The following is an 18838-nucleotide window of genomic DNA, read 5'->3' as shown; positions in this document are numbered from 1 at the left end:
CAACAGCCGAAAAATAGCGGGGCAAATAGCATAGTCATGCCTGCCTACTTCTCCGATGACATCAGTCCCAACTGAATTCACCATTTTGGTGCAAACCGTGCTGTCAGTCAGTAAAGCCGCACCATCATGGAGAAAATCAACACGCCCTACCGACGACGCCCGCTCGCCGCCCTCTTTGATCCCTTCCCTTCATCGCTGGCCTTCGCCCTTTTCTATCCTAAGTCATAACGACATGGCGTAATTGTTGCATTTGCAACAGTCAGTTTGATGCGTTTCGCCTCCGACGGTTCGATTTCCACCCGCCACACGTGGCAAAATGACTTAAGGTTCAGACTATGCGACTACGCCATATCGAAGTTTTTCAGGCCATTCTTCAGGCCGGCACCATTAGCGGCGCGGCGCGCTTACTGAATGTCTCCCAACCGAACGTCAGCCGGGTGCTGAACCACGCCGAGCAACAGCTTGGCTTTGCCCTGTTCGAGCGCCGCACGCAAGGCATGGTCGTCACGGACGAAGGCCACCGACTGATCCCGCAGGTACAGGCGCTGCATGAACAGCTCCAGTCCATCAATGCCCTGACGGAACAAATTCGCAAAGGACAAAGTCAGACGGTGCGTCTGGGCGCGGCGCATGCGTTCGGCCAGATGATTGTCGCGCCGGCGATGGTGGCCTTTCATCAACAGTCGTCGCGGGTGAACGTGGAGCTGGTGACCGAACACTTCAGCACGTTGTGTCAGGAGATCCAGCAACATCAGTTGGATCTGGCGTTGGTCTTCGGTCAGCAGGTGCCGTCCGATCTGGTCGCCGAACCGCTGTGCCAGTCCACGATGGTCGCGTTACTGCCGAAAGATAACCCGCACCAAGGCCCCGTCTCGCTAGAGTGGCTGTGTCAGAACAACTTATTAATGATGCAGCAGCAAGACCCGTTGGGCCGGGTGGTTCATCGCGCCCTCAACGACCGTGGCCTGCAACCCGCCGCCTCCCTGTTTATCAAAACCTATTCCGTCATCGCCGATATGGTGCTGGCTGGCGGCGGCACCGGGATTGTGGATTTGTTCACCGCGCGCCGTTACACCGACCAACTGAAAATTGTCCCGATTATTCAGCCCTTGCCGTTCGAGGTGATGATGATCAGCCGTCGCGACACGCCGCAGTCACGTGAGGCGCTACAGCTAAAACAGGTGCTGAAACACAAATGCGCCGAGCTGGCCAATCAGTGCGCCTCTTTCCTACTCGCGGCGTAAGTTTTCTTGCCTACGCTATCTCATAACGCAGTATGTACCCGCAAAAGCGCCGGTGGATCAGCCTGTTATTCACCGGCTTTATTTCGCTGTACGGCGACTGACGCGCCCATCTGACGCCAGGGAGAGGCCCTCTCGCATTTCCCGCGAACCCGCCCTGTTCCTTCACGCCGGACCGCTTTTGCTATCATGCCGTATCCCGCGACGTTATAATCCTTCCATCATTTTTCTGACAGGTATGCACCGATGATCCGTAGCATGACCGCTTACGCACGGCGAGAAATTAAAGGCGAGTGGGGAAGCGCAGCCTGGGAGCTGCGTTCCGTCAACCAACGTTATCTGGAAACTTACATCCGTTTACCGGAGCAGTTCCGCAGTCTGGAACCCGTGGTGCGCGAACGTATCCGCAACCGGCTGACGCGCGGCAAAATCGAATGCAACCTGCGTTTTGAACTGGATCCCCGCGCGCAGGGTTCGTTAATTATGAACGAACGACTGGCGAAACAGCTGGTTGAAGCCGCGCAGTGGGTCAAGATGCAGAGCGACGAAGGGGAAATCAACCCGGTCGATATCCTGCGCTGGCCGGGCGTGATGGCGGCGGAAGAGCAGGATCTGGACGCCATCAGCGCCGAACTGATGCAGGCGCTGAACGCCGCGCTGGATGACTTCATCGCCGCGCGTGAAAGCGAGGGCAACGCGCTGAAAGCGCTGATCGAACAGCGTCTGGCGGGCGTTAGCGCCGAAGTCGCCAAAGTTCGCGCGCATATGCCGAACATCCTGCAATGGCAGCGTGAAAAGCTGGTCAGCAAACTGGAAGACGCGCAGGTGCAGCTGGAGAACAACCGGCTGGAGCAGGAGCTGGTGCTGATGGCGCAACGCGTCGACGTCGCTGAAGAGCTGGACCGTTTAGAAGCGCACGTGAAGGAAACCTACAAAATACTCAACAAGCACGAAGCCGTCGGCCGCCGCCTGGACTTCATGATGCAAGAGTTCAACCGCGAGTCCAACACGCTGGCCTCCAAATCCATCAACGCCGACATCACTGCCTCCGCCATTGAGCTGAAGGTGCTGATCGAGCAGATGCGGGAACAGATTCAGAATATTGAGTAATTTCCACCCTGTTCTACTGACTGCCACTCCAAAGATACCAACGACATGGATACTACGATACTCGTAGTATCCAGCTCAGGCAAAAACTACGATTTTCGTAGTCATGAAAACAAGACTTAATTATCAGGACATTTTTTGTCAACGGCTTAAGCAGGCGCGCAATGCCAAAGGACTTTCGCAAAAACAACTTGGTATTGATGCCGGGATAGATGAGTTTGTCGCCAGTACGCGCATCAATCGCTATGAAAGAGGCATACATCAGGCCAACATTGAGACGATCCAATTGCTGGCAGAGGTGCTGGAATTACCGGTCGCTTATTTTTATACCGCCGATGACGAGCTGGCCGAACTGATACTGGCGTTTCAGGCGTTACCCAATGAGGAAAAACAAGAGATCCTGGCGATGGTAAAAAGCCGGGCTGAATAGCGTCGCTAAAGGCTGTTTTTTCCTCCCCCTTTCCCTCGGCTAATAAAAAACAGACTACGGCTCAAATCAGCCATTACGCAGCTCCCGGTTATTTTCCCACCAGCACCACATTGCTATCACGTAAGCGCTGTATGAAGTGAAACTAATGCATCATGGAGGCATTCGTTAACAATTGAAGGCCGCAGACGATTGCGCCAGCTTATAGGAGTGTTGTACTTGCAAAAAGCCGTTGCTTCACGCAGAAAAAACGGGATACAGGCCTAAGGTGTCGAGGTAAGTTAATCCTACCCACGTAATGTGGACACAGTCCTAAGCGAGGTTCTGGTTTTCAAATTATTTCGGGCTGAGACCGCCACAAGCACTGTGACGACGCCAGCGATTGTCATCACATTCAATATAATTAAATACCGTCGTCCGCATTATTTCCCGGCTGATAAAACGCTCGCCGTGGATACATTCTACTTTCAGTGAGTGGAAAAGCTTTCCGCACACGCGTTATCGTAGCAACAACCTTTTAAGCCCATACAAGTTATGCCGCTTCAGCAATGCCTGATAATCCGCTGAGCAGTACTGCCCTTCGCGATCTGTGTGGACGATGACAGTTTCCGTCCGTTTACGCCGCCACAACGCCATTTGTAATGCACTGCAGGCGCAGTTGTGCTGTCATCCTTGATGACATTACCAGCCGATAACGGCCCTCGACCACAGATCGATGACGACTGCCAGATAAAGCCAGCCTTCATCAGTACGTTAGTACATGATATCACCCGACCATTTTTGATTAGGACCGCTGGCGTAAAAATCCTGTTCCAGTAGATTCTCCAATACAGGCAGACCATGCTCACAATAACTGACCGGGCTGAACCGGCGTGCAGCTTTTGCCCGCTGGGCCTGAAGGCGAAGGCTGGCAGCCACGCTTTTCATGTTGTAGCAGTAACCCTGAGCATGCAGTTCATCGGCCAGACAGGGAGCGCCGTAGCGTTGCTTTGCCTGCCAGAAAGTTTCATGCACGGCTGCTGTCACAGCGGCTCCTGAACTGCCGACGAACGCTGTCACGGTGCGCCGATTTTGCCATGCATACCAGCCGCTGCGGGCCACACGTAGCACCCAACACATGGCTTTGATACTAAACTCAACCTGATGTTTATCGATAAAGACATACTTCACTTCAGGCGCTTCGCGAAGTATGTCGCGGCCTTTTGAGAATAGACGGTTCTTCATCGCGCTCTGCCAGTTGGCGTTTCAGGTGGGCAGTTTCAGCGGCCTGCTTGTTTTCCCTGTCGGAAAACGTCATTTGCTGCGCCAGTTATAGAGTTGCGATTCATACAGGCTAAGTTCGCGGGCAGCGACAGCCATACCAATGCGCACAGCAAGTTTGAGAGCTTCACCGCGGAATTCGGGTGTGTACAGTTTACGGGACGGTTTAGTGGTTGATACTAGTTTTGCCACGAGTAATCACCGCTGGTTGAGAGTTTACTCACTTAGTCGCGTGTCCACTATTGCTGGTTAGGATCACGACTTTTGGTTTACTGATGTGGTCAGTGGGAAAGTTCCGGCAATTCAGCGTAAGGTGTTTGCTGAAATGCTTGGCAAAATTCGAACAGGCAAAACGCTGGTTGTTGCAAAACTCGATCGTTTGGGGCGCGATGCTATTAATGTGCTCCAGACCGTCCGACTGTTATCTGATCACCGCATCAAGGTGATCTTCCACCAGCTTGGCAATACGGATCTCACCTCAACTACTGGTAAGCTGCTACTGTCTATGCTGGTCGCAGTTGCGGAGATGGCGCGTGACTTGCTAATAGAACGCACTCAGGCGGGGCTGTCACGAGCAAAAGCGGAAGGCAGAAGTTGGGAAGACCGTGGCGCGATTTTAGAGAAAAAATGGCGGATCCAAGTGTCAGTGCGTTAGCACGAGAATATGGCGTTACTAGAGCGACTATAGCGTCAAACATGCCCTTAAACGGGAGCAGGGCGTCACAACATGAGAGGGATGAGATTGATGCCATTTATGATGGTGCTGTAGATTTACTGAGTAGCTCATGATCGTCATAATGAGATAAGAGCATAGTAATTATTATAGGAGGTGTAAATGTCGATTGTTCTTCCTGTGAGATTAGATAGCGAAATATTAATTTCGAACGAAAATGATTCGTTTTCGATAACTCAATTATCAGATTTTTGTCTAACTGGTAATTATGATTTTTTTGATTTGTCTGGGATGCCAATAAAGGTGAATGGTTATGACTCTTCACATGAAAATGAAGGTAGAGGACTGAGAATAACCAATCTATGTGGGACTCTAAATGGAGAGATTCTCAAGTTATGTCCAAAATGTGGTCAGGTCAAGAACTTTTATCATTATGGAGTTTCATATAGAACGACTAATGAAAAAAGAGACCAAAGTGAATGTGAGGTTTGTAGAAGTAATTATCAAAAAATTAAATTCTGCTAGGTATTTTTTTATGACAAGAGTAAGTTCTGAATCCCACATTGGTGAGCTCGGCTCAGCTTTTTTACAATATCTATGTAGCAAACAAGAAGTAATTTACCGTCCAGTTAGGATTTTTGATGTTGGTATAGATGCATTTATTGAGCCCCAAGTGGGAAATATTGCTACAGGAGCAATGATAGGAGTTCAAATAAAAACAGGGAAAAGTTTTAAAACAAGTTCAGGTCGCTATTCTTTCAAAAGTGATAAAGCTCATTTTGAATATTGGTCTAGATGCACTTTACCTATCATAGGTGTCGTCTATGATCCTGAGGATGAAAAAGGTGTTTGGGTTAATTTGAGCGATATAGCTAAGGACAGGCTTACCAATAAAGGGCCATGGGTAATTAATCTTTCGATTCAAGAACACTCATTAGACTCTGACAGCTTGCAAACACTTATTGATAGCGCTGAATTAACAAGAATTAAAAAAGATTTTATTAAATTCTCTTACTTAACCATGCCTCAACCGAATAAAAATAAAGAGAAAGATTCCTTTAAAAATTTGAGCACCATCTCATCTCATACTGCATGGGATGAACTCTTAGATACTTTTCTTTCCCTTCTTTATGATGACAGAATTGTTGCCGGTGCTGGTTATAGATTAAGTTTATATTTCCCCGAGGGAAAAAGTGATTTTCGCTATCAATACCTAATAAAAAGATTGTCTTTGCTTAATGATGTCCAGTTAATCAAAATGATATTTTCAGTGAAAGTTGCATTGGATGATTGTTGTGAGCATGTGGCAGAGCATATATGTGATATAATGAGACATATTCCCGACATATATTTAAGGTTAGAAAGTATTGTTTTCAATAATAACTTGAGTAATGATGTGAATGTTGTTGCTATTCAATTGATTGAATCTTTATCCGAATATGAACGTCAAGATTTATGGGACATGATTAGTAATAAGAGGTTGTTGTAATATGATTTCCCTATTTTTAGGGGCCGGTTTTTCTAAATGGGCTTTCGATTTGCCACTGGTAAGTCAGCTTTTTGATTTTAACATTTCTTACCTTACTGCCTCAGAAGAGAAAAAACTCCATCTAATTAAGGAGGATTGGTCTGCCTGGATACAAAAAAATCCGGAAGCAACATACGAGAATTTTGTTTATTGGTGTGTTAATAAATCTTCTCATCGTAGGAGTAGAGTTGTTTGGTATGTTAATAGAAGATTAACTGAACCATTCATTACAAGGATTCGCGGTGGGTATTCTGCTGCTATGTTCGATGAAAAGATTGTGAAAAAAAATCAAAGGATAGTTTTTTTACGTAATTTATTTACTGAGTTAGAGGGGGTTGGTTTAAAAAATATCATCACTTGTAATTATGATAATATTGTCGAGTATACCCTGGGTTGCTCTGGGTTTAATTATGGTATAAAAAATGAAATTTTAGTTGGAAGAGGAAGAAATCCACAATTTCCTTGGCAAAATTCAGATGTGAGAGTTACTGGCGAGATCCTGCTTGCTAAATTACATGGCTCTTTATCGTGGGACAAATATAATAAATACACCAGCGGAAAACCTGGTAGGACAGGGAAATCTCTAATTGTCCCCCCTGCTCCTGAAAAAGAACCTCCGCTTGAATTGCTAGATGTTTGGTCATTTGCTAGGAATGCATTAGCGAATAGCAAAGTCTTAATTGTTTTTGGCTTTTCTTTTAATGCGTATGATAATGCTTTGCTAAATCTACTAAGGGAAAATGGCTCAAATTTAAAAAAGGTAATTTTGATAGATCCTTTTCCAAAAGTTGATGAGGCCAAATTTCTTTGGCCTTCGGCATCAATAGAGATTATCAACCCCTTAAATGATATTGTTTTTACTGAAAAGTGGTTCGAAATATTATGAGCAGGTTGCTTAATTCATTCAAATAAAGCTGCGATTACTTCCCCGGTATTGGCGTTGAAAACACAAAAATACTGAAGCGGTGTTTGTATCCTAAGACTGTTAATTGCTTTAGCTTGTTGTCCGAACATTTGAATAGTTCGTTCGTTTTCGTCATGTCAGAGGTAGATGTTGAATACTGGCTGCGTTTCTCTTTCCTTCCACACATGCCAAATTGTCGCTTTTTCATACATTACCTGTTTGCACTTTTTTACGGAAGAAGGTCACCGGGACGATTCAGGCTGTGGGGGTTATGATAAATCATCCACTTGTGGCAGAATTCCATGGCAATCAAACCAGATGGAGTCGGTTTAGTGGAGCATGAAAAGTTTATGCAGTATGGCCGTATTAGGATTGTGGCAGAATCCACGGGAAAATATTAAGCCCGAACCCCAAAGCTACTTTAGGGATGACCCGGTTTACTTAACGCCACCAAAAGGGGAGTGGATTGACCCGATTCAGGAATGTGAAAAAGAACATAATCCGTTAGAAAATGGTGTTTTTGTCTGGACCGAGATTAAAGGGACGGGACACGCATTTGTTTCTGTTCACGAGCGGAATAATGCTTCTGTTTTCACTTATGGCCGATTTGGTAGGCGGTCTGGTGTTGCTGGGGTTGTCGGAGATGGTATTCTTAATTTTTTGCAGTTTGAAGATGCCAGAAGATATTATCGAGAAGAACTATACCAAACGGAAGCTAAGGTTTTTCTCATTACAGATGCGGATCCAGTGATTGCAAGGATGTACTTTGAGAAATTATGGCGTTCAGGAAGTAAAGTGAAAGAAACCATAAAAATGGGAGAAAATACTAAAATAAATGGTCGAACAATAGATCAATATGACGTCACAGGGGTTAATTGTACTACTCATGCAACAAAAGGCGTGAAAATAGCGGGAACACAAATCTTTAAGGGTGGATATACCACTAACTCTCAGATAAATGTTAATTATGAAGAAGATTTTTCAATTCCAGTATCATTTCGAAGGTATTTAGTAAGTAAGAGTAAAGAGAACTCCATGCTTGTTGTCGATATGACGAATGAATTCAAAAAACAATATCCTAATACTGATAACTATACACCAGTGAGTGAAGATGTCATTTTAAGGGGCGTATCTGAAGTCGTTTCTGGGATAGGGGAAATTTCACCTTATTCCGGTGGAACTGTCGGTGGATTATTCGATGGAGCTTATGATGTTAACAACTAAATGCAAGGCTTTGATTCGATGGGGCAGTATTCTTCTTGTCTCTTTTTTTTATTTTATCAGTATCGCTCTTGTTTCTTTTGGGCATGTTCAAGATAAAGAAAGGATGGTTTTTTTATCTGATAAAACAGTATCAGTTGAATATCATTTTGCGATATTAGCGGATATGAGGGAGTCTATGGACTCTATGCGTTCGGTGGTATTAATTGGCTTTCCGATTAGTGTAATATTGATTCTAATTATTTTTAAAAAGGTTAGATAAATAATCTTTTTTATACGGAGCATACACAGGTTAGCCCTGTTTTTTTGTGAATTTATTAATATTACGTTAGGTGTTGCATAGACAAAAAATGATCTTATTGAGATATTTTTTCATTTGTATAAAGCAGCATGAAATGTACAGTTGAGATATACATTTAAGGAGACACATCATGCGAACTTACACCTCAACTCTGGCTAGAGCCAACATTTCAGAAGTACTAGATGCAGCCACTCATGGCGAATCCGTTGAAATTACTCGTCGCGATGGCAGTTCAGCTGTGGTCATCAGCAAAACTGAATTCGAGGCATACCAGAACGCTAAATTAGATGCGGAGTTCGAAGAGATTATGTAACGTCATGGCCACACGGTAGAGGCACTGACAAACAGATGATATGGATTAGCGCTTAGGAAGTTATCGCTTTCCATGACCGAATATTACAACGGCTTCCCGGCGTCGCGGGCATTGCTGATCCCGGTAGGGCCGAAGCACTCATTTATCGGGTACAGAATCGCGCGGACTGTGAAGGCATAACGGATATCTTTGAGCTTACGGCCACTTACAGGATAGCTATCGCTCGGGGTCATATCTTTAATGATGGTAATAAACGAACCGCGTTTTTCGTTACCATGACCTTTCTCTACCGTAATGGTGTCAAAATACGTGATAACGATAATGCGTTGGAAAATTTAACCGTAGAAGCCGCCACGGGAGAAAAAACCGTTATCCCGTTAGCCCAACATCTACGGGATTTGATGGATAACGCCATTTCTACCAGTCTACTTCCCCGTTGATTAACACGCATTGCCTACCGTTTTAACTAACAAATCTCCCCAACATGGCTAATCGGGTTGAACTGAACTGGCTTCACATTGACCCACACACCCGTGCATGTTTAAACAACGAGTGACCCCGTCCCTCAATGTACATCCCCTTTCGTGTTAGCAATGCTTGCTTCTGACAGAGGCCAGCCCATCCCCCGCTGTGTACGAGAAACGGATTGAATGAAACGGTGATGATTCGAATAACCATATCTATTTCCGCTCAGACGATATTATTCTTCGTGGCCGTCATGATACCTCAGCTCGAAATTTGGCAACTGTGGCGCATTGAGTTTCAACCAGTCCAAGAGGAAGGCGATATTTTTGTTTTTAGACGAGTTTTCGGGCCAGACGAGGTAATAACCGTCTCCTGTTGCGATCGCCTCCTTGAATGGAAGAGCGAGGAGCCCGCTATCGATTGCCGCCAGGCTGAGCAGCAGGTCGCCGACTGAGACGCCATGTCCGCTCAGCGCGGCCAAATTTCCCTGTTCCAACGTGTCAAAGACCTTTCCTCCGTTCACGTTGAGTCCCGGATAAAGACCTGTTCTTTTCAACCATCGCCTCCAATCTCGCCGGTCTGGTGAGGGATGAATAAGATCGCATTCAGGAAGCGATGTTTGGGCGGCGTTGAGCATTGAAGGAGAGCAGATGGGGACAAGCCATTCCCGGAACAGCAATCTGCTGTCGGTTGATTTGCCGAAATCACCGTTACCCAGCAGGATCGCACAATCATAGGGTTCACGACTGAAATCAACGGTATCCGTGTCCATCCAGACGCTGGTGATCTCGATGTCAGGCTTAATATAACGCTCCCGGAAAGCATTAAGCACATCGAGAAGCCATCGCATAGTGAGCGTTGACGGCGCTTTCAGGCGAAGAGAGTGACTGTTACTTCTGAATGCGAGACAAGCCCTCTCTATGCTCATGAAACCTTCCGTCAGTTGCGCCGCCAGGACGGTGCCAGCGTCATTCACTCTGACTCTCGGACCATGTCTTTCGAACAGTTCACAGTCAAACCACGCTTCCAGTGTGCGGATATGCCTGCTCACGGCACCCGGAGTGATATTGAGTATTACGGCCGCCTTACTGAAAGACCCCATTCGAGCAGCAGCCTCAAACGCGCGCAGTGCATAAAGAGGTGGTAATGACATAACCGTCTCCATTGTGAGTATTAATCACATTAAGCGCGATTTTTATACGTTTTTCAATGGCCTTTCCGGGATGAATAATCCTTCCGCGCAAGTAAAACGGAGGGACTCTTGTGAACAACACATTACTGCGAAATGGCACCATTATCGGGCAGTCTGATTTGATGAGACTTAGCAGCAACGCCGGAAAGGTTTGCCCGGTTCAAGAATGGCAAATTGACGGCTTTCGGGACATAGCCGCGCGGCTGAATGACAGAGCGTTTCCCTGTCTGTTCGCGCGCCATGCCTGGAAATCAAAAACGCTGCTCTTTGGTCTTATCAGTGAGGGCAATACCGCCGCCGATATGCTTGCCGTCATGCAGCGTTTTACAGAACGGACGCAAAAAGCGCCGGTGGAAGAAAGACTATACAGTCCTCTGGTATTGATCTTTGAGCGTGCCGGGCTGGACTCTCTTGATGAGGCACAAAGGTTTGCATGGCAACAGTTACAGCGCCTGCATGATTATGACACCCATGCCTGGCCTGACAATATTCCTGACGACCCGGAAGAAAGCGCATGGTCATTCTGTTTTGCCGGTGTTGAGCTTTTTTTCAATGTCAGCGGCCCGGCCTACTCACGGCTCCGTAGCCGCAACCTGGGTAAACGCGCTGTTTTTATCGTTAACCCCAGAGCACACTTTGACATTCTCGCCAGCCAGAAAGACTCTAAAGGGATCAAAATCAGAGAGACAATTCGCACGCGCGTTTGGCGCTACAACGATGGTTATGTGCCTTCTGAGCTTGGTTTTTACGGCCAGGAGGATAGCCTGGAATGGAAGCAGTATCTGCTCAACGAGCCGGGGACGCCGCATCTTGCGCGCTGTCCGCTCCATATACATAAGGACAAATCCTCGAAATGAATATGACACTGCTTGGCGCTTACATGCTTTCAATCATGATGCTGCTGCTGACCCCTGGCCCCGTGGTGGCACTGATTACGGGAACAGCAGCGCGTTACGGATACCGCAACGCTTTTGCCACAGCCTTCGGAACTAATGGAGCCTCTCTGGTACTGATTGCGCTGGCGACGCTCATGCTGAAAGGCATCGTGTCAATTTCACCGCTATGGCTCAGTGTGCTAGGGCTGGCAGGCTCGGTGTATATTGGTTACACCGCTATTCAAAGTCTTTTGACGTTGCCCCGGAGCGGCACGGAGACCACGCAGCCTCTCCAACAGGCTTCAAGAGGAGGGTTTATTCGCGGTTTCATCACAGGCCTTTCCAATCCCAAAGACATACTGTTTTTTGTTTCCTTCTTTCCGCAGTTTATTGCCGTTACGCAGGATTTCAGCACCAGTATTCTGACTCTCTGTGCCGTCTGGATCGCTTTCGATTTCTCCATACTGACGCTCTATATCCTGACAGTCAGAAAGTGGATGCCTGCAATGCACGCGCGAAAAATTGAAATGATCTCTTCGCTTTTTCTCCTTGCCGTTGCCTGCTGTGGCGTGATTTATAACGTGTCAGAGCTAGCCCCCCATCGGCTTCTTTAACATGACAGACCGGTCACGGCTCAATACGCTCGGTTGCCCTGTCACATAGGTTCATCAGCAGCCGGAAATGAACCAAATATCGACGTCTTCGTGAATAAATACACCAAACGCGCCCATGAAATCCCAATCAACCTTAAACGAAGAGCTACATGACGCTCAAAAAAACCATTGAAATAGATATTACCCGGAAACAAGAGGATAGTTTTGACGATTTTTTCTGAAAGCAAGAAAACCGCCCTTATTTCGGTGAGAAGAGGCCGAATAAAGAGCGGTTTTTGTTTAATATTTATAATTCGATATTACAAATATTTAGAGGATCAGCCTTTACCCGGCTTTGCCCCCATGAAGACCTGAATGTAACCGCCATTGGACCCTTTTACGGTTCCCCAGCGAGCACCAACACCACCAGCTACGGCTTTCATTTCTTTAGCGTTCAACTCACGCAGTTTATTTTGCTTTTTCATTTTGTATCTCCTTTAAGATGAAAAAATGATCTTGCTATAACTTTGTCCTTAACCCATTTCTACAGGTCATGAACAGTTTTTCAATCAGCCATAAAATACGACTGAGGTTGAAACTTGGAATTTAAATTCATATCTTCATTAAATACATTTGTGGGATCTATTGATTTTCTTACCCACAAACACACTTTTATTCAAATTATCAAGACTTCGAGTGAACGTAGAATGTAATGTTGATACCACTTAATGCTTACGCGCGGTTATTAATTGTTTATTATAAATACTTTCAAATATTGAAGTTGATAGTTACATAAACGCCGTGCTTTTACTTTCTGGTTTTTATTTTTACTATTTGTCGCGTTTATCTATTTCTATACCACAATCTTAATTGAAGCAAGATAATAAATGACTTAATCTCTTTCTCTATTGCATATCAGTTTTTTAATCTGATTTTTTATTTCTTTTATTATATCTTTAACAAAGAGATAATAATGACCGCTCTAACAATCAAATAATATGACTCTATTTAATTTCAAATATAAATGAAATTCATCATTATTAATTTATGCTTGCGTCGCCTGCAGCGTGATGACTCTGTCTGCAGCGTTAATCGTCGACTCCCGGTGTGCGATCATGATGCGTGTGATATTCAGCTGTTTAATGGCCTGACTTACATAATCCTCGCTTTCGCTGTCCAGCGCGCTGGTCGCTTCATCCATGAATAGCATTCCCGGCTTGCGATACAGCGCACGGGCAATAAAAATGCGTTGTTTTTGCCCCCCGGAAAGTCCTTCACCCAATTCGCCGATGAGCGTCTCGTAGCCCATCGGCATCTCCATGATGGTGTCATGGATGTAGCTGGCTTTGGCGCATTCCACCATCCATTCGGCGTCGATATCCTCTGCAAATCCGCAGATATTTTCCATTATCGAACCGGAAAATAGCCGATCGTCCTGCATCACGCAGCCGATCATTTTATGGTAGTTGTTCACACCAAGTTGCCGTATGTCCACGCCGTCGGCCAGCACGCAGCCAGACTCCGCTTCGAACAGACCACACAATACTTTCATCAACGTCGTCTTCCCAGCGCCGGAAGGCCCGGTTATTGCCACGCTTTCCCCTGGGGCGATATGAAGGCTCAGTTCGCTGAATACCGCTTTGGATTGGCTGTCGTAGCGATAACTCAAATCACGGGTTTCCAGCAAAATCGGCCGCCCTTCAACTTTATTGCCAATCCCCATCTTGTGGGGTTCTCGCGGGTGCAAGGCGATATCGGCGATGCGTTCGTTATGCAGGCTCATCATGCGTAATTGAAGCAGGAAGTGGGTCAACGACGCCAACCGTTCGGAGAACTGCTCCCTGAATACGCCAAACGCCACGAACATCCCGATGGTCATCTGGTTATCAATGACCTGACTCGTTCCCAGCCACAGAATCATCACCTGGTCACAGGAGGCAATAAAGGTATTCAGGCCCCCGAAAAGCAGGTCCATTTTAGTCACCTTGATTCCCGTGTTAATGGTATCGATTTCCAGATTGAGCCAGTGGCTGCTTCGTCGACTGCTCATCCCCTGCATTTTGACGGTGGCGATTCCATATAACGTTTCCATAAAAAAGGAACCGGCCCGCGCGCCCCGAATCAATGACTCTTCCGACAGCTGGCGATAGCGGTCGTAGGTGAGCAGGCGGATAAGGACATACACCGCGCTAAATCCCAGCACGACCACTGCCAGATTACCGCCATACAACACCATCATGACCAGGACGCACGCCACCATAATGCCATCCATGATCGCTCCCACCAGGCTGGTGGTAAACGTTTTGCGCAGCTTGTCCAAGGAGTCGAAACGGGATTGAATATCTCCCAGTTTGCGCCGTTCGAAAAAGCTGAGCGGCAGGTGCATCAGATGAGTGAATAGCCCCGCCTGCCACTGCACATTGATCAGCGTCTCCATGATCATCGACGACCAGGACCGCATCGTGCTTATCGCCGTGCGCAGCAGGATAAAAAACAGCAGACCGGCACATATCAGCGTCAGTAAACCCTTATCGCCCGCCGGAATGGCGTGGTCCATGACCAGCTGCGTGCCTATCGGCACCACTAAGTTGATGGTTTCAATCACCAACGAGAAGCAGAAAATCCTAGTCAGCGCCCCTTTAATACCGGAGATACTGCGAATCAACGTTCCCAGACGCACCCTGTTTTTCACCGTTTCGGCGGTGAATTGACTGCTGGGCCAAAGCTCAAGCGCGACGCCGGTAAAATACTGCGACATCTCGGCAAGCCCGACCGTCCGGCGGCCGCGCGCGGGATCGTGAAGCACAAAGCGACGATGTCTGGCGCTGACCAGTACCACGAAGTGATTGAAGTCCCAGTGCAAAATGCACGGCGTTTTCAATGCGCTAATATCATCAAGATCCAGCGCCAGCGCCCGCGTGGACATATCCAACTGCTCGGCGATGTCATTGATTCCGGCCAGAGTGGCGCCCCGTGCGGAAAGGTTGAAGCGCTGCCGCAGGGCAATCAGGTCGATATTCTTTCCATGATACCCGCAGATCATCGCCAGACAGGCCAGTCCGCATTCCGATGCCTCGGTCTGATGCACCAGCGGAATTCGGCGGCACAGCGTTAAATCTATTTTGCCGAGGATCGATTTGAATAATGCCTTATTCATTGACCGCCCCCGCCGCGCTCTGCCTCATGTCGTAGAATGGCGAAAGCATCCACTGATATATTTTTCTTTTTTCCAGGAAGAGCGTGATCTCCGCCTTCATACCATTCTCGAGGGACAACGATTTGCCGTCATAACGGACGCTCTTTTTTTCGGGCTTCACCACGACTTTATAGTAGGGAACCGACGCCGTTTGAGTACTTTTTGGCGCGCCCTGATAGGTTTGCATTTCCTGCGGAGACGCCGGCGTTTTCGATACCATAGTGACCGTTGCAGCAAACTGGCCGAATTTCTCGACGGGGAACGCCTCGTAACGCACATTGACGTTGTCGCCCACCGAAACATAAGGCATTGCGTCATTGGGCACCCAGGCCACCAAGTAATAGCTTTTTATCTTGCTCGGAATAATTTGTAATAAGCTGTCGCCAGGATTGACCATTTGCCCTAGGGTGACGCTCAATGAATCGATTATTCCTTCCGATGAGGCACGAATAATGATCTCTCCGCCCACATTGGTATTCACCCGCTCCTTTCGCAAATCGTAGCGCTGAAGTTCCATTTGGTATATTCGGTTATCAAACTCCGCCGCTTCGGTCTGAATCTGGCTTTCCAGACTGGTAATCTGTAAAGCATTCTGTTCATTTTGTCCGCTGAGGCTTAATAAGTCATTTTGCTGTTGATAATACAACGCCACCTGGCTGCTTAATTGGTCTTTATTGATTAACCCTTTGGCCTGGTACTGCTGGTAACTGTCCATGTACTGTTTGATTTTTTTTAAACCTTCCTCTGATTGGCGGACGATATCTGAAGAGTGTTTAAATGCATTGATATATTGTGATTTTTGTTTTTCCAGCATTTCCAGGGTATGTTTTTTACTTTGCTCCAGCCGGGAGATAATATTGTCAATGCGCACCAGTTGGCTTTCGATATCTTGCCTTTGATTATCGCTGACTACGCCGTCAACGGTACTTTTACTGACATCGATTTGATAAATCGCATCGCCTTTTTTTATTATCTGCCCTTCCGACACAAACTGCTTGACGACAAATCCCTGTACGCCGGAGCCAATACTGACGGTGTGCGGCCAAGTTGATATTTCACCGCTGACGTTAGCCCGGCGCGTATAATTACCTTGGGTGATGAAGATCATAAACATTGCGATAAAAAGAGCGCAAATAATCATAATCACCCAAGGTGAAAGTCCTGAAAGTAAAATAGCGCTTCCTTGCCATTTCAGTTTCTTGTTGTCTAATGCTTCCTGCCTGAACAAGAAAAAACCCTCACCGATAACTACTGAGAAAGGCGTCCAATATTTTGGAATAGGTGATTATGATTTCATTATTAAAGATTATTCGCAAGTAGGTGACGAAATAAATTTTAATTCCATTTTGTTATTATTCCATTACGACTCATTATTACCTATCGATTTGCCATTTTTCGTTATCTAATTTTCACAATATAGGAAAATGCTATATTTCCTCCGGAAATGCGTCGCCTTAAGTAACATTGACCCTATCAAATGACCGAGTCAGCCATAAAAACCAGTGAGATCAAAATAGTGATTTAATATTTCCTGATGGCGAATGTAAAAATTAACGTTTTACAGATGATTGCGACTATAAAATTCTCTGAGTGACATTCATTGGTTATATATATGTATTAGATGAAACTTAATCTGACCATTCCTCTTTTTTATTCAGGCGGTTGTCATAATACATTTTTATCAAATCTTTCCTGATATTAGGGCTTTCCCCCTTTCATTTTTCACTTTTCAGTTGCGGGGGTGGCCTGGGATCCCCCCGAGTCGCGTCGGGTCGATGGCGCTGAACGAAGGCTTGCGGAAATAGAACGCGGCGGCTTCTCGACGACAATGGAAAACAAATCATCACAACACCCGGGAACCCTTCCCCCACTGATGCCACTCACTAACACCCAGTCACGTGAGCATCGGTTATGTTGAATGAAAAATTTCATGTTATTTCTCGGGCCATTATCCAGAGATATCAGCCCGGCGAGCTGCCGCCGCCGCGTCCAGAGGAAGATATCTATCGATTGGTCTTCGACCACGATCTGCATATCCATTTAATCGGTAGCCAACCAGGGTATCTGAATATCGTCGCGACGTTCATTGCCCCGCACGCGTGGCGGACACTCGAGGGTTTTCAGGCGTTATTGGCGGAGAACCTGTTCAGCCTGCGTCATCCGGCTATCACGCTGGGGTACGACAGCCAGAGCAAAAAACTGGTGCTGTACGTTCGTCAGCCGTTAGACGAGTTCTCCGCAGAGCATGCTGTGAAGACGTTTCATGATTTTCTGATGCGGGCGGATTCATACTGCTGCGGGAAGTCTCTCCCCACGGCCAATCAGTCCCAGGAAACCCTTTCTCCCCCTCACGCGGGCTTACACCCCGTTTCCAAAAGGGAGTAAGGGGATAGTCCTGGGTTGTATTCCTGCTGGGGACACCCCTTTCAGATTTAGGAGGCGATGATGCCTAGGTTTAACATTTTCCGCGGATCCTCTTCCTCTGCAACGTATAGCGCGATTGTCGAGAATTATGATACCGGCAGTAAAGTGCATGATACCCGCAGCGCCAGTCAGCTGGGGTTGTCAGGCTATCAGCACAAAAATGTCGTCGTGAAATCCGGCACCCTGTCGGCACTGGCCGACGCCTGCTGGGCGAACCGCGTCGTCAAAAATATGCTCCCGCACGGGGCGGGAAATCAGCGGCAGGATGTCCGGGCCTCATCGGGAGAGAGCTGGGCGAGGATGCATCTGGCATACCAAAAGTTTCCTCATGGTGGAATCGAAAATCAGATCAAACGGGCGCAGAAATTCCAGGGGGGCAACTGTGCGGTACATGCCGCCGTCGCCGTCGCCGCGTTGAAAGAACGCAACGTGTCGCAGCCCATATGCCGTGTACGTCTCCAGCTTCCGGAAAATAACAGCCACGAGTTCGTTATGCTGGGCGACCCTCGCGACCCTACGTGGGGCGAACGCAATACGGTGGTCGTGGATGCCTGGCCGACACATCCCAGCGCATGCACGCTGGACCAATCGGTGCTGCACGATATGCAACGCGACACGCATGCGCCGATGACGGAGCTGATGGCGACACATAACCATTTGCTTTGGGATGCCTCCGACTCCGCCAACCGGAGCGATACCCGACGTCTTCGGGAGGTCGTACCGCTCAGTTCCGAGGAGTTGCAGCGAAAATTGGCGAAAGCCGGGCTGCCGTCCTTACATTCCGACGATTTGGTCAGACATGCGTTGAACGATGATTCGTTTAATCGGTTCGATGTGCGCGTCGCCACCGATCCTTCCACGACCTATAGCGATAGTGCCAGCCACCGGGGCCAGAGTGTCGACTATTTGTTGTCCGACCGGTAGCGACGTTTCGCCGTGCGGCTGCCGGCGCTCTCCGCGAAAGTTACGTAGAGGCCGACCGCATATCGATGCGCCCCCTTGAACGAGGCAGGCCCCTTATCAGATGTGCAAACGACCCGGTTGCGCTGAACGCTTTGCAGCCGCGATGTGGCACAGAAGGCAGCACGCTAAGAGCGGAGGATAGAGCGACGATGGCT

At 47.4% G+C, this 18838-nt stretch carries 17 protein-coding genes and 3 pseudogenes; 14 read left to right on the top strand and 6 right to left on the bottom strand.

Features of this window, described 5'->3' with window-relative positions; all coding sequences use genetic code 11:
* Positions 1-335: 335 nt before the first annotated feature.
* The 3 genes from BLU64_RS10320 to BLU64_RS10310 all read left to right on the top strand — a co-directional run bounded on the left by BLU64_RS10320 (position 336) and on the right by BLU64_RS10310 (position 2778).
* Positions 336-1244 carry a LysR family transcriptional regulator gene (locus BLU64_RS10320; protein WP_026743893.1) on the top strand — a complete coding sequence of 303 codons (909 nt, stop codon included), beginning with the start codon at positions 336-338 and terminating at the stop codon, positions 1242-1244.
* Positions 1245-1487: 243 nt separating this feature from the next.
* A complete protein-coding gene (locus tag BLU64_RS10315; protein ID WP_074728610.1) occupies positions 1488-2351 on the top strand; it encodes a YicC/YloC family endoribonuclease in 864 nt (287 codons plus the stop codon).
* A 103-nt stretch (positions 2352-2454) separates the two neighbouring features.
* The gene (locus tag BLU64_RS10310; protein WP_026743891.1) at positions 2455-2778 is read left to right on the top strand and encodes a helix-turn-helix domain-containing protein; all 324 of its coding nucleotides are present in this window, start codon (positions 2455-2457) and stop codon (positions 2776-2778) included.
* 333 nt (positions 2779-3111) lie between these two features.
* Here the strand turns inward: BLU64_RS10310 and BLU64_RS17240 are convergent.
* A pseudogene (locus BLU64_RS17240) lies at positions 3112-4227 on the bottom strand (IS3 family transposase).
* A gap of 67 nt (positions 4228-4294) precedes the next feature.
* Between BLU64_RS17240 and BLU64_RS10295 the strand changes: the two are divergent.
* The 3 genes and pseudogenes from BLU64_RS10295 to BLU64_RS10285 all read left to right on the top strand — a co-directional run.
* Positions 4295-4728 (top strand): annotated as a pseudogene (locus BLU64_RS10295) (recombinase family protein); the annotation flags it as partial.
* A gap of 437 nt (positions 4729-5165) precedes the next feature.
* Positions 5166-6197 carry a DUF4365 domain-containing protein gene (locus tag BLU64_RS10290; protein WP_157755386.1) on the top strand — a complete coding sequence of 344 codons (1032 nt, stop codon included), beginning with the start codon at positions 5166-5168 and terminating at the stop codon, positions 6195-6197.
* 1 nt (position 6198) lies between these two features.
* Complete coding sequence (locus tag BLU64_RS10285; protein ID WP_051625584.1) at positions 6199-7122, top strand: SIR2 family protein; 924 nt, start codon at positions 6199-6201, stop codon at positions 7120-7122.
* A gap of 14 nt (positions 7123-7136) precedes the next feature.
* Here the strand turns inward: BLU64_RS10285 and BLU64_RS17635 are convergent.
* Positions 7137-7373: pseudogene (locus BLU64_RS17635) on the bottom strand (hypothetical protein); the annotation flags it as partial.
* 124 nt (positions 7374-7497) lie between these two features.
* Here BLU64_RS17635 and BLU64_RS10275 point away from each other — a divergent pair.
* The 4 genes from BLU64_RS10275 (at position 7498) to BLU64_RS10260 (ending at position 9415) form a co-directional block, all read left to right on the top strand.
* Complete coding sequence (locus BLU64_RS10275; protein ID WP_244888422.1) at positions 7498-8364, top strand: hypothetical protein; 867 nt, start codon at positions 7498-7500, stop codon at positions 8362-8364.
* Positions 8351-8623 carry a hypothetical protein gene (locus BLU64_RS10270; RefSeq protein ID WP_235195123.1) on the top strand — a complete coding sequence of 91 codons (273 nt, stop codon included), beginning with the start codon at positions 8351-8353 and terminating at the stop codon, positions 8621-8623. Before BLU64_RS10275 ends, BLU64_RS10270 begins: the two co-directional genes overlap by 14 nt.
* A 169-nt stretch (positions 8624-8792) precedes the next feature.
* A complete protein-coding gene (locus tag BLU64_RS10265; RefSeq protein WP_051625583.1) occupies positions 8793-8975 on the top strand; it encodes a type II toxin-antitoxin system Phd/YefM family antitoxin in 183 nt (60 codons plus the stop codon).
* Positions 8976-9037: 62 nt separating this feature from the next.
* Positions 9038-9415: a type II toxin-antitoxin system death-on-curing family toxin gene (locus tag BLU64_RS10260; RefSeq protein WP_235195127.1), complete on the top strand. Its 378-nt coding sequence runs from the start codon at positions 9038-9040 to the stop codon at positions 9413-9415.
* 260 nt (positions 9416-9675) lie between these two features.
* Here the strand turns inward: BLU64_RS10260 and BLU64_RS10255 are convergent, their stop codons facing one another.
* The gene (locus BLU64_RS10255; protein ID WP_026743886.1) at positions 9676-10593 is read right to left on the bottom strand and encodes a LysR substrate-binding domain-containing protein; all 918 of its coding nucleotides are present in this window, start codon (positions 10591-10593) and stop codon (positions 9676-9678) included.
* 110 nt (positions 10594-10703) lie between these two features.
* Here BLU64_RS10255 and BLU64_RS10250 point away from each other — a divergent pair, with 110 nt between their 5' ends.
* Both BLU64_RS10250 and BLU64_RS10245 read left to right on the top strand, forming a co-directional pair.
* Positions 10704-11489, top strand: coding sequence for a YqcI/YcgG family protein (locus BLU64_RS10250; protein WP_074728606.1), 786 nt, complete (start codon positions 10704-10706; stop codon positions 11487-11489).
* The gene (locus tag BLU64_RS10245) at positions 11486-12121 is read left to right on the top strand and encodes a LysE family translocator (RefSeq protein ID WP_026743884.1); all 636 of its coding nucleotides are present in this window, start codon (positions 11486-11488) and stop codon (positions 12119-12121) included. The genes BLU64_RS10250 and BLU64_RS10245 overlap by 4 nt, the downstream gene beginning before the upstream one ends.
* Positions 12122-12438: 317 nt before the next feature.
* On the opposite strand, the gene BLU64_RS17430 is transcribed toward BLU64_RS10245, so the two are convergent.
* The 3 genes from BLU64_RS17430 to BLU64_RS10235 all read right to left on the bottom strand — a co-directional run bounded on the left by BLU64_RS17430 (position 12439) and on the right by BLU64_RS10235 (position 16524).
* The gene (locus tag BLU64_RS17430) at positions 12439-12585 is read right to left on the bottom strand and encodes a hypothetical protein (protein ID WP_157755385.1); all 147 of its coding nucleotides are present in this window, start codon (positions 12583-12585) and stop codon (positions 12439-12441) included.
* Between the two features lie 560 nt (positions 12586-13145).
* Positions 13146-15257, bottom strand: coding sequence for a peptidase domain-containing ABC transporter (locus tag BLU64_RS10240; RefSeq protein ID WP_074728604.1), 2112 nt, complete (start codon positions 15255-15257; stop codon positions 13146-13148).
* Positions 15250-16524: an HlyD family secretion protein gene (locus tag BLU64_RS10235; RefSeq protein ID WP_026743882.1), complete on the bottom strand. Its 1275-nt coding sequence runs from the start codon at positions 16522-16524 to the stop codon at positions 15250-15252. Before BLU64_RS10235 ends, BLU64_RS10240 begins: the two co-directional genes overlap by 8 nt.
* Before the next feature lie 683 nt (positions 16525-17207).
* Here BLU64_RS10235 and BLU64_RS10230 point away from each other — a divergent pair.
* On the top strand, positions 17208-17681 hold the full coding sequence (locus tag BLU64_RS10230) for a CesT family type III secretion system chaperone (RefSeq protein ID WP_026743881.1): 474 nt from the start codon (positions 17208-17210) through the stop codon (positions 17679-17681).
* Positions 17682-17741: 60 nt separating this feature from the next.
* On the top strand, positions 17742-18644 hold the full coding sequence (locus BLU64_RS10225; protein ID WP_074728602.1) for a hypothetical protein: 903 nt from the start codon (positions 17742-17744) through the stop codon (positions 18642-18644).
* Positions 18645-18838 lie beyond the last annotated feature (194 nt).

The sequence above is a fragment of the Lonsdalea quercina genome (assembly GCF_900107885.1).
In the GTDB taxonomy this organism is placed as follows: domain Bacteria; phylum Pseudomonadota; class Gammaproteobacteria; order Enterobacterales; family Enterobacteriaceae; genus Lonsdalea; species Lonsdalea quercina.
Note: the sequence above shows the minus strand (reverse complement) of the source record. Positions and strands in the feature narration are given on the sequence as shown.

Excerpts from the sequence above, each read along its gene's own strand:
- BLU64_RS10320 (WP_026743893.1), top strand. The coding sequence starts at position 336 with ATGCGACTACGCCATATCGAAGTTTTTCAGGCCATTCTTCAGGCCGGC.
- BLU64_RS10315 (WP_074728610.1), top strand. The coding sequence starts at position 1,488 with ATGATCCGTAGCATGACCGCTTACGCACGGCGAGAAATTAAAGGCGAG.
- BLU64_RS10310 (WP_026743891.1), top strand. The coding sequence starts at position 2,455 with ATGAAAACAAGACTTAATTATCAGGACATTTTTTGTCAACGGCTTAAG.
- BLU64_RS10290 (WP_157755386.1), top strand. The coding sequence starts at position 5,166 with ATGAAAAAAGAGACCAAAGTGAATGTGAGGTTTGTAGAAGTAATTATC.
- BLU64_RS10285 (WP_051625584.1), top strand. The coding sequence starts at position 6,199 with ATGATTTCCCTATTTTTAGGGGCCGGTTTTTCTAAATGGGCTTTCGAT.
- BLU64_RS10275 (WP_244888422.1), top strand. The coding sequence starts at position 7,498 with ATGGCCGTATTAGGATTGTGGCAGAATCCACGGGAAAATATTAAGCCC.
- BLU64_RS10270 (WP_235195123.1), top strand. The coding sequence starts at position 8,351 with ATGTTAACAACTAAATGCAAGGCTTTGATTCGATGGGGCAGTATTCTT.
- BLU64_RS10265 (WP_051625583.1), top strand. The coding sequence starts at position 8,793 with ATGCGAACTTACACCTCAACTCTGGCTAGAGCCAACATTTCAGAAGTA.
- BLU64_RS10255 (WP_026743886.1), bottom strand. The coding sequence starts at position 10,593 with ATGTCATTACCACCTCTTTATGCACTGCGCGCGTTTGAGGCTGCTGCT.
- BLU64_RS10245 (WP_026743884.1), top strand. The coding sequence starts at position 11,486 with ATGAATATGACACTGCTTGGCGCTTACATGCTTTCAATCATGATGCTG.
- BLU64_RS17430 (WP_157755385.1), bottom strand. The coding sequence starts at position 12,585 with ATGAAAAAGCAAAATAAACTGCGTGAGTTGAACGCTAAAGAAATGAAA.
- BLU64_RS10240 (WP_074728604.1), bottom strand. The coding sequence starts at position 15,257 with ATGAATAAGGCATTATTCAAATCGATCCTCGGCAAAATAGATTTAACG.
- BLU64_RS10230 (WP_026743881.1), top strand. The coding sequence starts at position 17,208 with ATGTTGAATGAAAAATTTCATGTTATTTCTCGGGCCATTATCCAGAGA.
- BLU64_RS10225 (WP_074728602.1), top strand. The coding sequence starts at position 17,742 with ATGCCTAGGTTTAACATTTTCCGCGGATCCTCTTCCTCTGCAACGTAT.